The sequence below is a fragment of the Ectorhizobium quercum genome, from assembly GCF_026552795.1.
GTDB classification, from domain to species: domain Bacteria; phylum Pseudomonadota; class Alphaproteobacteria; order Rhizobiales; family Rhizobiaceae; genus Ectorhizobium; species Ectorhizobium quercum.
In genome coordinates this window covers 20023-32622 of sequence record NZ_JANFPI010000007.1, presented here as the reverse complement: position 1 = coordinate 32622, position 12600 = coordinate 20023, and the positions used below count along the sequence as shown (strand labels likewise).

General features: G+C 64.6%; 14 protein-coding genes and 1 pseudogene. 9 read left to right on the top strand and 6 right to left on the bottom strand.

Translation table 11 applies throughout. From position 1 onward, the window contains the following. Position 1: 1 nt before the first annotated feature. Positions 2-166, bottom strand: coding sequence for a hypothetical protein (locus NOF55_RS19080; RefSeq protein ID WP_306412709.1), 165 nt, complete (start codon positions 164-166; stop codon positions 2-4). A gap of 143 nt (positions 167-309) precedes the next feature. On the opposite strand from NOF55_RS19080, the gene NOF55_RS19075 reads away from it, so the two are divergent. The 3 genes and pseudogenes from NOF55_RS19075 to NOF55_RS19065 all read left to right on the top strand — a co-directional run. Further along, complete coding sequence (locus tag NOF55_RS19075) at positions 310-903, top strand: shikimate kinase (protein WP_306412708.1); 594 nt, start codon at positions 310-312, stop codon at positions 901-903. Continuing rightward, complete coding sequence (gene aroB, locus NOF55_RS19070; RefSeq protein WP_306412707.1) at positions 900-2048, top strand: 3-dehydroquinate synthase; 1149 nt, start codon at positions 900-902, stop codon at positions 2046-2048. Before NOF55_RS19075 ends, aroB begins: the two co-directional genes overlap by 4 nt. After that, positions 2030-2908: pseudogene (locus NOF55_RS19065) on the top strand (HlyC/CorC family transporter); the annotation flags it as partial. The gene aroB and the pseudogene NOF55_RS19065, both read left to right, overlap by 19 nt. Here the strand turns inward: NOF55_RS19065 and NOF55_RS19060 are convergent. After that, positions 2909-3190, bottom strand: a complete 282-nt coding sequence (locus tag NOF55_RS19060) for a BolA family protein (protein ID WP_306412706.1) — start codon at positions 3188-3190, stop codon at positions 2909-2911. A gap of 105 nt (positions 3191-3295) precedes the next feature. On the opposite strand from NOF55_RS19060, the gene NOF55_RS19055 reads away from it, so the two are divergent. From NOF55_RS19055 to NOF55_RS19040, 4 genes are all read left to right on the top strand, one after another. Then, positions 3296-3922 carry a J domain-containing protein gene (locus NOF55_RS19055; RefSeq protein WP_306412917.1) on the top strand — a complete coding sequence of 209 codons (627 nt, stop codon included), beginning with the start codon at positions 3296-3298 and terminating at the stop codon, positions 3920-3922. Positions 3923-4079: 157 nt separating this feature from the next. After that, positions 4080-5069, top strand: coding sequence for a cobaltochelatase subunit CobS (cobS, locus tag NOF55_RS19050; RefSeq protein WP_306412705.1), 990 nt, complete (start codon positions 4080-4082; stop codon positions 5067-5069). A gap of 117 nt (positions 5070-5186) precedes the next feature. Then, positions 5187-7079, top strand: a complete 1893-nt coding sequence (gene cobT, locus NOF55_RS19045) for a cobaltochelatase subunit CobT (protein ID WP_306412704.1) — start codon at positions 5187-5189, stop codon at positions 7077-7079. A gap of 20 nt (positions 7080-7099) precedes the next feature. Next, the gene (locus tag NOF55_RS19040) at positions 7100-8080 is read left to right on the top strand and encodes an esterase-like activity of phytase family protein (protein WP_306412703.1); all 981 of its coding nucleotides are present in this window, start codon (positions 7100-7102) and stop codon (positions 8078-8080) included. A 52-nt stretch (positions 8081-8132) separates the two neighbouring features. Here NOF55_RS19040 and NOF55_RS19035 read toward each other — a convergent pair whose 3' ends face one another. Beyond that, complete coding sequence (locus NOF55_RS19035; RefSeq protein ID WP_306412702.1) at positions 8133-8780, bottom strand: queuosine precursor transporter; 648 nt, start codon at positions 8778-8780, stop codon at positions 8133-8135. A gap of 111 nt (positions 8781-8891) precedes the next feature. Next, the gene (rpmB, locus tag NOF55_RS19030) at positions 8892-9182 is read right to left on the bottom strand and encodes a 50S ribosomal protein L28 (RefSeq protein ID WP_306412701.1); all 291 of its coding nucleotides are present in this window, start codon (positions 9180-9182) and stop codon (positions 8892-8894) included. Positions 9183-9399: 217 nt separating this feature from the next. Here rpmB and NOF55_RS19025 point away from each other — a divergent pair, with 217 nt between their 5' ends. Both NOF55_RS19025 and yddG read left to right on the top strand, forming a co-directional pair. Then, positions 9400-10173 (top strand): DUF3108 domain-containing protein, encoded by a 774-nt coding sequence (locus tag NOF55_RS19025; RefSeq protein WP_306412700.1) that lies wholly within the window; start codon positions 9400-9402, stop codon positions 10171-10173. Between the two features lie 349 nt (positions 10174-10522). After that, positions 10523-11407, top strand: coding sequence for an aromatic amino acid exporter YddG (gene yddG, locus NOF55_RS19020; protein ID WP_306412699.1), 885 nt, complete (start codon positions 10523-10525; stop codon positions 11405-11407). On the opposite strand, the gene NOF55_RS19015 is transcribed toward yddG, so the two are convergent. Next, positions 11408-11830, bottom strand: coding sequence for a cupin domain-containing protein (locus NOF55_RS19015; RefSeq protein ID WP_306412698.1), 423 nt, complete (start codon positions 11828-11830; stop codon positions 11408-11410). It abuts the gene before it with no gap. After that, positions 11827-12600: a hydroxyacylglutathione hydrolase gene (gene gloB / locus NOF55_RS19010; RefSeq protein ID WP_306412697.1), complete on the bottom strand. Its 774-nt coding sequence runs from the start codon at positions 12598-12600 to the stop codon at positions 11827-11829. Before gloB ends, NOF55_RS19015 begins: the two co-directional genes overlap by 4 nt.

Sequence of the window (12600 nt, the reverse complement as noted above, 5' to 3'; positions counted from 1 at the left end):
CTCAGCGGTTGACCGTTGCGGGAACGCCCGGCACGCCGCCCGGCGGAATGCGGATCACCATATCCCTCTCGCCGGGATCGACGAAGATCACCAGCGCCAGCATCGCGGCATAGATGCAGGCGACGAAGGTGCCGCCGAAAAACAGCAGGCGGTAGAGTGTCGGCATGTCGCCCTCCCGTGGCGATGGCGGCCGCAGCCGGACCGTTTACCCTAAAACATGGCCAGTAAGGTTCCAAGTTTTCATTAACCACGGCTTGACGCTTCCCGCGCATTTGCCGATACCATCGCGCAATCGAAACGAAGACGATCATGAACAGCTCTGACCCGACCGCGATATCGAAACCTCTCGGCGAGCGTGCCCGCGCCGCGCTGGGCGGCCGCAACCTCGTCTTCGTCGGTCTGATGGGCGCCGGAAAATCCGCGATCGGCAGGATGGTCGCGCAGGAGCTGGGCCTGCCTTTCGTCGATTCCGACCACGAGATCGAGCGCGTCTCGCGCATGACCATCACCGAACTGTTCACGGCCTATGGCGAGGCGGAATTCCGCGCGCTGGAAACGCGGGTGATCGAGCGCCTTCTCCAGACGGGACCGCGCGTCGTCTCGACGGGCGGCGGCGCCTTCATCAATCCCAACACGCGCCAGCAGATCAAGGGCAGCGGCCTTTCGATCTGGCTCAGGGCCGAACTCGACGTCCTGTGGGACCGGGTGAGCCGGCGGGACGGCCGGCCGCTTTTGAAGACCGTGAACCCGAAGGAGACGCTCGAAAACCTGATGAAAGAGCGCTATCCGATCTATGCCGAAGCGGATCTGACCGTGCAGTCGCGTGACGTGCGCAAGGATGCGATCGTCAGGGACGTCCTGACGGCCATCGCCGGCTTCGCGAACGAGGAACAAGACCCATGACCGCCGTTGAGGAAGACATCATCGAAGGCACCGGAGCGGAACAGCTCGTGCGCGTGCCGCTCGGCAGCCGCTCCTACGATATCCTGATCGGCCCCGGCATGATCGCCCGCGCCGGCGGCGAGATCACCGCCCGGCTCAAGGGACGCCGCGCCGCCATCGTCACCGACGGGAATGTCGGGCCGCTTTATCTCGAAACGCTGACGGACAGTCTCCAGACCGATGGCATAGAAGCCGTTTCCCTGACGCTGCCGGCGGGCGAGAAGACCAAGAATTTCGACAACCTGATCGCCGTCGTCGACCTGGCCCTGACGGCGCGGCTCGACCGCAACGACATGATCATCGCGCTCGGCGGCGGCGTGATCGGCGATCTGGCCGGCTTCGCCGCCGGCATCGTCAAGCGCGGCGTGCGCTTCGTGCAGGTGCCGACCTCGCTTCTGGCGCAGGTCGATTCCTCCGTGGGCGGCAAGACCGGCATCAACACCCGCCACGGCAAGAACCTCGTCGGCGTCTTCCATCAGCCCGATCTGGTGCTGGCCGATACGCAGACGCTCGCCACGCTGTCGCAGCGCGAATTCCGCGCCGGCTATGCGGAGGTGGCGAAATACGGCCTGATCGACAAGCCGGACTTCTTTGCATGGCTGGAAAAGAACCGCGAGGAGGTGTTTACGGGCGGCGCGGCGCGCATCGAGGCGATCGCGGCGTCCTGCCGCGCGAAGGCTGCCGTCGTGGCCGCGGACGAGCGGGAGAACGGCGCGCGGGCGCTGCTCAATCTCGGCCATACGTTCGGCCATGCGCTGGAAGCGGCGGTGCAATACGATTCCGCCCGCCTCGTCCACGGCGAAGGGGTCGCCATCGGCATGGTTCTGGCGCACGAATTCTCCACCCGCCTCAATCTTGCGAGCCGCGATGATGCCGACCGCGTTCGCACGCATCTCAGGCAAGCCGGTCTGCCCGTGAGCGTGGACGAGATTCCGGGCGCCCTGCCGCCGGCCGAGGAACTGATGGATGCCATCGCTCAGGACAAGAAGGTGAAGGGCGGCAAGCTCACCTTCATCCTCACGCATGGCGTTGGGCAGTCCTTCGTGGCCGACGACGTTCCCGCCTCGGAAGTCCTGTCCTTCCTGAAGGAAAAATATCCGCAATGAGCGTAAGGGCCTTCCTTCGCCGGTTCTTCGCCTGGCTCCGGGGCTTCCTCCCCGGCGGCAGGCCGGCGCTTTCGGCGCAGGAGCGGCTGCGCGGCACGGTGGACCGGCTCTACGGCCAGGGGTCGGTGTTCAAGGACGACCGCGACCGCCTGGACGGCATCCTGCATCTCGGCGAACTGGCCGTCTACGACATCATGGTGCATCGCACGGCGATGCGGGCCGTCAACGCCGACGATGCGCCCGGCGAGGTGATCCGCCAGATACTCGAAAGCCCCTTCACCCGCCTGCCGGTCTGGCGCGGTTCCATCGATAACATCATCGGCGTCGTCCATGCGAAGGATCTGCTGCGGGCGCTGGCGGAGCCGGGCATGGAGCCCGGAAATCTCGACATTTCCCGGGTCGCCCAGAAACCGTGGTTCGTGCCGGACACGACCAATCTCAAGGACCAGCTCAATGCCTTCCTGCGCCGCAAGGTGCATTTCTCCATCGTCGTCGACGAGTATGGCGAGGTGCAGGGCCTCGTGACGCTGGAGGACATTCTGGAGGAAATCGTCGGCGACATCGCCGACGAGCACGATATCGACGTGCGGGGCGTGGGGCAGGAAGCCGACGGTTCCATCGTCGTCGACGGCTGGGTGCCGATCCGCGACCTCAACCGCGCGCTCGACTGGGCGCTGCCGGACGATCACGCAACGACGATCGCCGGTCTCGTCATTCACGAATCGCAGATGATTCCCGAGGAGCGCCAGTCCTTCACCTTCCACGGCAAGCGCTTCTTCGTGATGAAGCGCGAGAAGAACCGCATCACCCGCCTGCGCATCCGCCCGGCAGACGAGCCGGTTTCGACGGAAAGGGCCTGATCACCACCGCACCGGCTCGCCCGGTGCAGCGGCCTCGATGGCGAGCGCGTGCAGGCCCGCGTCGAGTTCCGGTTTCAGGAGGTCGTTGATGGCCCGGTGGCGGCCGACGCGGGAAAGGCCGGAAAAGGCGCCGGCGACGATGCGCACGCGCATATGGGTTTCCGCCTCGCCGGTCATGCCCGGCTGATGGCCGGCATGGCGGGCGCTTTCGTCGATCACCTCCAGCCGTTCGGGGCGGAATGTCTCTCGCAGACGATTTTCGATGCTCTCGCGGATGCGCATGCCTGTGACCGTACCTATATGAAGCGGGCATCCCAAAAGCCACCAACAAACACCTTTGTCAATTCTTGTTTCGGCCCGCCGCCGCGCCGATAATGATCCGCCATGATGAGACTCGATTCAAAATATTTCGACCGTATCCGCACCCGCCGGAAAAAAGCCTCCGAACCCGAGGCCACCGGACCCGTGTGCCAGTGGGACGGCTGCAACGAGAAGGGCGCTCACCGTGCCCCCGTCGGCCGCCATGCCGAAGGCGAATTCTTCTTTTTCTGTTTCGAGCACGTCAAGGAATACAACAAGGGCTACAACTACTTCTCCGGCCTGTCCGACAACGAAGTCGCCCGCTACCAGAAGGAGGCGGTGACGGGACATCGCCCGACCTGGACGATCGGCGTGAACAGCGCCGCCAAGGCGAGCCCGCTGCATTCGACGGCGCGCTCCGGCTCGGCGGGAGCGCAGGCCCGCATCAAGGACCCGTTCGGCTTCGTGCAGCAGCGGCGCGGCGGCCCGAACCGCTCCAGCCCGGTGCAGCGCAAGCTGAAGACGCTGGAGGCGAAGGCCTTCGACACGCTGGGGCTGACCGCCGGCGCGACGGCGCAGGATATCAAGCGCCACTACAAGGAACTGGTGAAGAGGCATCACCCCGACGCCAACGGCGGCGACCGGGCCTCGGAGGAGCGGTTCCGTGCCGTCGTGCAGGCCTATCAGCTTCTCAAGCAGGCAGGCTTCTGCTGAGCGTCCGTCTGTCGGAAAAAACCTCGCGCCGGATGAAAATTCCTGGCGTCAAAACGGTTCCAAAGAGGGCGTCTATGCTCTAAACCTTTGAACCAAGCGATGGCGACGCGAATTTAGATGATCCGGCCGTCTCTCCGGCGGCCGTCCTGGAGATATTATGAGCACGATCGACCCCGAGATTTCCGAACTGCCCGACACGACCGTTTCCGTCAGGGAGGTGTTCGGCATTGATTCCGATATCCGCGTACCGGCCTATTCCAAGGCGGATTCCTATGTTCCCGATTTCGACCCGGACTATCTGTTCGACCGCGAGACGACGCTCGCCATCCTCGCAGGCTTCGCCTATAATCGTCGCGTGATGATTTCCGGCTACCACGGCACGGGCAAGTCCTCCCATATCGAGCAGGTCGCCGCCCGTCTGAAGTGGCCGTGCGTGCGCGTCAACCTCGACAGCCACGTCAGCCGCATCGATCTGGTCGGCAAGGATGCCATCGTCATCAAGGACGGACTTCAGATCACCGAGTTCAAGGACGGCATCCTGCCCTGGGCCTACCAGCACAATGTCGCGCTCGTTTTCGACGAATACGATGCCGGCCGCCCGGACGTGATGTTCGTCATCCAGCGCGTTCTGGAATCCTCGGGCCGCCTGACGCTTCTCGACCAGAGCCGCGTCATCCGTCCCCACCCGGCCTTCCGCCTGTTCGCGACGGCCAACACCGTCGGCCTCGGCGATACGACCGGCCTCTATCACGGTACGCAGCAGATCAACCAGGCGCAGATGGACCGCTGGTCCATCGTCACCACGCTGAACTACCTGCCGCACGACAAGGAGGTCGATATCGTCTGCGCCAAGGTGAAGAGCCTTGCCACCAAGGAAGGCCGCGAGACGGCATCGCGCATGGTGCGCGTGGCCGATCTCACCCGCGCCGCCTTCATGAACGGCGACCTTTCCACGGTCATGAGCCCGCGCACGGTCATCACCTGGGCGGAAAACGCCGAGATCTTCGGGGATGTCGCCTTTGCCTTCCGCGTCACCTTCCTCAACAAGTGCGACGAGCTGGAGCGCAATCTGGTGGCCGAACAGTACCAGCGCGCCTTCGGCGTCGAACTGAAGGAAAGCGCTGCCAATATCGTGATCAGCGCGTAAGGCGCGCCGCCCGATACGAGTGGCGGTCCGGGCTCGTGTCCGGATCGTCCGGTCTGCAATCAACGGGTCTCCGTGCGGCGAAATCCGCCGGGGACGTGTTTCAGGAATACGGCGAGCATGTCCGGTCAAGGCGATAATTCGAAAGCGAAATCAACGACGGTCGTCGATATGGAGCCGGTGCGCCGCGCGCTTGCCGGATGCGTGCGCTCGATCGCCGGTAAGACCGATATCGACGTCGCCTTCGCCAACGAGCGGCCGGGGCTGACCGCCGAACGCATCCGCCTTCCCGATCTTTCCAAGCGGCCGACATTGCAGGAACTCGCCGTGACGCGCGGCATCGGCGATGCGATGGCGCTCAGGGTCGCCTGTCACGACGCCAATGTGCATGCCGTCATGTCGCCTGGCGGTCAGGACGCGCGCACGATTTTCGATGCGGTGGAGCAGGCCCGGATCGAATCGCTCGGCGCCTTGCGCATGGCCGGCACGGCCAGGAACCTTGCCAGCATGCATGCCGAGAAATACGCCAAGGCGAATTTCGCCGGCATCCTGGCGAAGGAAGACGCGCCCATCGGCGAGGCGCTGGCGATGCTGGTGCGCGAGAAGCTGACCGGCGAGGCGCCGCCGCCGAGCGCCGGCAAGGTGCTGGACCTGTGGCGCCCCTTCTTCGAGGAGAAGGCGGGCGACCAGTTCAGCGACCTGAGTGCGCTGGTCGAGGATCAGCAGGCGTTTGCGAAGGCCGTGCGCCACATGATGGCGTCGATGGGCGTCGCCGAGGATTACGGCGACGACGACAGCGAGCCGGACGAGTCGGAAGAAAGCAACGACGACGACCAGCCGCGTTCGGACGACCAGAACGAGGAGAGCGTCGAGGAGGAAGCCGGTTCCGAAGCCGCGCCGGCCGAGGAGAGCGAGGCCGCCCAGGACGAGATGGAAGACGGCGAGATGGATGGCGCGGAAGTCTCCGACGAGGAGATGGACGACAATTCCGACGACGATTCCGAAACGCCCGGCGAAACCCGCCGGCCGCAGACGCCGTTCGACGATTTCAACGAGAAGGTCGACTACCGCGTCTTCACGCCGGAGTTCGACGAGACCATCACGGCCGAAGAGCTTTGCGACGAGGCCGAACTCGACCGGTTGCGGGCGCTACTCGACAAGCAGCTCGCCCATCTTCAGGGTGCCGTCGGGCGGCTCGCCAACCGTCTCCAGCGCCGCCTGATGGCGCAGCAGAACCGCTCGTGGGATTTCGATCTCGAGGAGGGCTATCTCGATCCGGCGCGCCTCACCCGCCTCGTCATCGATCCGATGCAGCCGCTGTCCTTCAAGCGCGAACGCGACACGCAATTCCGCGACACGGTGGTGACGCTGGTCATCGACAATTCCGGCTCTATGCGCGGACGCCCGATCACGGTCGCCGCCACCTGCGCCGACATTCTCGCCCGGACGCTGGAGCGCTGCGGCGTCTCGGTGGAGATTCTCGGCTTCACCACCAAGGCGTGGAAGGGCGGGCAATCGCGCGAGAAGTGGCTGGCGGAGGGCAAGCCGGCCAATCCGGGCCGTCTCAACGACCTGCGCCACATCATCTACAAGTCGGCGGATGCGCCCTATCGCCGGTCGCGCCGCAATCTCGGCCTGATGATGCGCGAGGGCCTGCTCAAGGAAAACATCGACGGCGAAGCGCTGATCTGGGCGCATAACCGGCTGCTGGCGCGGCCGGAGCAGCGGCGCATCATGATGATGATTTCGGACGGCGCGCCGGTCGACGATTCGACGCTTTCGGTCAATCCGGGCAACTATCTCGAACGGCACCTGCGCGCGGTGATCGAGCAGATCGAGACGCGTTCGCCGGTCGAACTGCTGGCCATCGGCATCGGGCACGATGTGACGCGCTACTATCGCAAGGCCGTGACGATCGTCGATGCCGACGAACTGGCCGGCGCGATGACCGAACAGCTTGCCTCGCTGTTTGCGGAAGATACGGGCGGGCGCGGTCGGCGCCGGGCCGGGTGAGCCGATTGGCCGGATCGGGTTTGCGTCGCTTTCTGTCGGCTGCCGTCCTCGTCTGCGGCTTTACAGGAGCGGCACTGGCCGCTCCGCTCGACATCGACGCCCAGCCGATCGTCTCCTTCAAGACCGGCATTGAAAACTCACGTTTCGGCGTGCTGGAATTCATGGGCGGCTTGCGTCTCACCTCCGGCGAACCGCTGTTCGGGGCGTGGTCCTCGATCCGCTTCCGCCCGGACGGCCGCGATTTCGTGGGCGTGCTCGATACCGGGCACTGGTTCACCGGAACGCTGGTGCGCGATCCGGCGGGGCGGATCGTCGGCATTCGCGACGCCGATATTTCCGAGATGCTGGACCGTCGCGGGCGTCCGTCGCCGGGCAAGTCGGAAATGGATTCGGAAAGCCTCGCCCTCGTGCCCGGCGGTGTGGCCGTCGGCTTCGAGCAGCGTCACCGCATCGACCTCTATACCGATCCGGGTTTTGCGGCCTCCAGGCCGATCGCCGCCATCGATCCGCTCATCCCGGTTTCGAGCCTGCGCCACAATGGAAGCCTCGAAACACTGGCGCTTTCGCCGGCTTCCAGCCCTCTGGGCGGGGCGCTCGTCGTGGTTTCCGAAAACAGCACGGACCGGGACGGCAACGTGCTGGCGGCCATTCTCGGCGGACCGTTGAAAGGCCGTTTCTCGGTAAGGCGGACGGACGAGTACGCAATCACGGATGGCGCCTTCCTGCCGGACGGCGACCTGCTGATCCTGGAGCGGCGCTTCAGCCTGTCGCGGAGCATCGGCATGCGCATCCGCCGCATTCCGGGGGAAGCCATCCGTCCCGGCTCGGTCGCCGACGGCGAGGTTCTGATCGATGTCGATTTCTCGCATCGCATCGACAACATGGAAGGGCTGGACGTGGTCGAGGGACCGGACGGCCAGCCCCGCATCATCGTCATATCCGACGACAATCACTCCATTTTCCAGAATACGCTGATGCTGGAGTTCCGCTTCGCGGATTGAGCGGAAGCGAACTTGGACCTTTGTGGCGATACGGGCGGGGCGTGCCGCCGGCTTACGCCTTGGCCGGCACGGCGTCTGCGGCGGGCATCGGCTTGACGACGCTCATCAGCGCGCCGTAGGGCAGCAGCATGACGAGGCCGATCAGCATCTTGACGGCGAAATCGCTGATGGCCCACGATACCCAGCGGGGCGCGTCCGCCGGCAGCACGCCGAGGATCGCGCTCGCCTCCAGCGCGAAATCGTCGTTCGGGCCGAGGAAGACGAAGAAGGCCGCGAAGGCCAGCGAAAAGAAGATCGCCGTATCCAGCACCGAGCCGACCAGCGAACCTGTGAGGGGCGCGCGCCACCAGGCCTGCCGGCGCAGGCGGTTGAATACCGATATGTCGAGAAGCTGCCCGACCAGATAGGCTGTGCCGGAGGCGATGGCGATGCGCGGCACGGCGGTGAAGAAGGACAGCGACACGCCGACCACGAAGCCCGCGAAGACGACGCGGCGGGCGGCGGACGGGCCGAACTGACGGTTCGTCAGGTCGGTGACGAGGAAGGCGACGGGATAGGAGAAGGCGCCCCAGGTGAGGATGTCGGCCAGGTCGATCCCGGCAATCCTGGCATTCACCGGAAACTGCACGAGAAAGTTGGAGGCGACGACGATCAGCGTCATCAGGGCGATGTAGATGATAATGACGGGTGTCTTCCGCATTTTTTTATCCTGGGTGATGCCACCAGTTCGGGTTTGACAACAAGGCAAAGGAAAAGGCTTGAACGGGCGCGCCGTCAAGCCTCTTCAACCTCGATAAGACTGCGGTGCCGCTTATGCAGCTTCAGCCGTCTTCTTGACGATCTGGCGGCGCAGCAGACGGGCGCGCGAGCTCAACTCGGTTTCGTCGGACTTCAGAAGGAAGGCGTCGAGACCGCCGCGATGCTCGACGGAGCGCAGGGCAGCCGCCGAAACGCGGAGGCGGAAACGCTGGCCGAGAGCGTCGGAGATCAGCGTGACCTGGCACAGGTTCGGCAGGAACTTGCGCTTGGTCTTGTTGTTGGCGTGGCTGACATTGTTGCCCGACTGGACGCCCTTGCCGGTCAATTCGCAAATACGGGACATGGTACACCTGCTTGTTATGAGCCCATGAACCGTTCTGTCGGACAAAGCCCGAACCGCGATCCAACGGGTGACAATTGGAAAGTTGCGGTTCTATAGTCAGATGACGCGGCGGCGTCAAGCCGTCGGGTGCAGATTCCCGGAATTCCGGCCCGCTTGCCCTATTTTCCTCGCAAGGCTCGCAGAGTATAAGGTGCCGTTCCCTGCATGAGGCAACCCGATGACATCAGCTTTGCGTTTGGCAAGCTTTCTGACGCTCTTCCTCGCGATCCCCGCCATTTCCGTTGCCCAGACGGCGGGCCGGCACGTCACCGACTATACGGTGAGGCTGGCCGGGTTCACGATCGCGACGGCCAGTTTCGACACGGTTCTCAAGGACAGGGGCTATTCCGTCGCCGGGCGGTTCCGCACGGCGGGCATTGCCGGTCTGCTGACGACGATTTCCGGCGAGACCACCGTGGAGGGCGCGGTTGCGCGGGGGCGCCTTGCGGCCGGCGACTATCGCCTCGTCTACAAGCGCGGGGAGCGTTCGCGCGTTTACGACGTGAAGATGCGCAACGGCAACGTCACCAGTTCCACGATCACGCCGGCGCCGCGCCGCAATCCGGACAACTGGGTCGCCGTGCGCGACGCCGATCTCAGGCGCGTCGCCGATCCGCTGTCCGGCCTGATGATCCCGGCGGGAAGCCGGATCTGCCCCTCCACCCTGCCGATCTACGACGGCGAGACGCGGATGGACATCGTACTGACCGACAAGGGGACGAAGCCGTTCACCATCGGCAAGAGGCAGGTGGAGGCCATCGTTTGCGGCGCGCGTTACGTGCCGAAGGCGGGTTATCGCCGCGACCGCAAGGATGTGGAGTATCTGAAGTCCGTTTCGATGGAAATCTGGTTTGCCAAATCGGACGTTGTGGATTTATATGCGCCGGTCTATGCGCGCATCCCCACGAAAACCGGCACTCTGGTGATTGCCGCTACCCGGTTCGGGAACTAGGGTCAGGGTCTGTTCAATTGGCGCATTCTGCGTTGCGGATTTCGTGTCCGGCGAGGAGGGAAGATGCAGGAAATGCCGATCATTTTCAAATCTTCCCGACGACGTCCGGGCGCGAAATCCGCAACGCCCTTCGGGTTCGAAGTCATGGGTCGGCTGATCGCAAACAATGCTCGACAAGACCATAAGGTCTTGTCTTGCGCTTGTTTGCTTCCATCCAATCCCATGACTTCGAACAGAATGCGTCAATTGAACGGGCCCTGACCCTGGGCCGCTATCTGTTGGTATCACCGGGGTGTGTCGGCCCCTGCTTTCCGCGTGCCGCGAGGCGGTGCGCTCATGGGGATGTGGCGTGAAATTTCGGGCAACGCTGATCGGTTTCCTGACCATTCTGATGTGGGCTTTCCTGGCGACGCTGACGGCGGCTTCAGGCAACATGCCCCCTTTCCAGCTCACGGCCGTCGCGTTCGCGCTCGGCAGCGTTCCGGGCCTCGTGGCGATGGCGGCGCGGCCGGCGCGGCTGAAGGCGCTGCGGCAGCCGCTGAGGGTCTGGCTGGTGGGGATCGGCGGCCTGTTCGGTTATCATTTCCTCTATTTCACGGCGCTGCGGAATGCGCCGGCCGTCGAGGCGACGCTGGTCAATTACCTCTGGCCGCTGCTGATCGTCGTCGGTTCGGCCCTGTTGCCGGGCGAACGGCTCGGCTGGCATCATCTTCTCGGCGCGGCCATCGGCCTCGGCGGCACGGTCCTGCTCGTCGCCGGCGGCAATGTCGCCTTCAACCCGGCCTATATGGCGGGCTATGGCGCAGCGTTGCTTGCCGCCGCGACGTGGGCCTCCTATTCGCTTCTGTCGCGCCGCTTCGGCTCGGTGCCCACGGATGCCGTCACGGGTTTCTGCTTTGCCACCGCCATCCTGTCCGGGGTCTGCCACCTGGCGCTTGAAACCACGGTCTGGCCGGAAACGGCCTTCCAGTGGTCGATGGTGGTCGCGCTTGGCCTGCTGCCGCTCGGCCTTGCCTTCTACACCTGGGATTATGGCGTGAAGAACGGCGATATCCAGGTGCTGGGCGCGGCGAGCTATACGACGCCGATTCTCTCGACGCTCATCCTTCTCGCCGCCGGTTACGGCCAGCCGGGCTGGCGGCTGGCGCTCGCCTGCCTTCTGGTCACGGGCGGTGCGGTCCTTGCGTCCAAGGACATGATCTTCCGGCGCCGGAAAACCGTGGCCGCCGCCTGATCAGGTGCCCGGTTTCCAGCCGGGCGGGGCCATTTCGAAGGATTCGAAGATAAAGCCCGGCGCCACCGTGCAGCCCACCAGCGTATAGTCGCCGAGCGAGCGGGCGGATTGCCAGCAGCCGGCGGGCACGACGCCCTGCGGCCGTTCCCCGGCCGGAATGTCCGGCCCGAGAATCATGGTCTCCTCGCTCATGCCGTCCCGTGACAGCGACAGGGCGAGAGGGGCGCCGGCATGATAGTGCCACACCTCCGCCGCGTCGCAAACGCGGTGCCAGTGCGAACGGTCGCCGGCTTCGAGCAGATAATAGATCGCCGTGGACCGGCCCCGCCCGCCGTCTTCCGCGTCGCGAAAGGTTTCCCTGTACCAGCCGCCTTCCGGATGCCGCGCCATGCCGAGCGCGGCGACGATTTCGGCTGCCGTCACTTGAAGTTGTCCTTGCGCTTGCGGATTTCGGCAAAGACCTCCTCGTTCTCGCGGGTCTCCATGAGCAGGTTGCGACGAATGGCCGGATCGGCGACGCGCAGGTAGGGATTGGTTTCCTTCTCCAGCCCGATGGAGGTCGGGATCGTGTAGCGCCCGGCCTTGAGCGTTTCCTCCACCTCCGCGACACGCGCCTTCAGCCGCTCGTTGTCGGGATCGACGGTCAGCGCGAAGCGGCCGTTCGACAGCGTGTATTCGTGGCCGAAATAGACCGCCGTCTCGTCCGGCAGCGCGGCAAGCTTCTGCAACGAATGCCACATGTCCGCGGCGGGACGTTCGAACAGGCGTCCGCAGCCCAGGGCGAACAGGGTATCGGCGGCGAAGAGCAGCTTGCTTTCCGGCAGATGGAAACAGACGTGCCCGGCGGTGTGGCCCGGGGTTTCGATGACATGGACGGGTTCGCCGCCGAATTCGAAACTGTCGCCGTCGCCCACGGTCCGGTCGATGCCGGGGATCGCCACGGATTCGTGGACGGGGCCGATGATCGTGCAGCCGAACCGGTCCTTCAGCGCCAGATTGGCGGCCACATGGTCGTTATGGTGGTGGGTGGTGAAGATGTGGGTGAGTGTCCAGCCATGCCGCTCGAGGGCCGCCAGGATCGGCGTTTCTTCCGGTGCGTCGATGCTGGCCGTCACGCCGCTTGACGGATCGTGAAGGAGAACACCGAAATTGTCGCTGCGACAGGGGAAAACGTCTATCTGAAATGCGGTCAT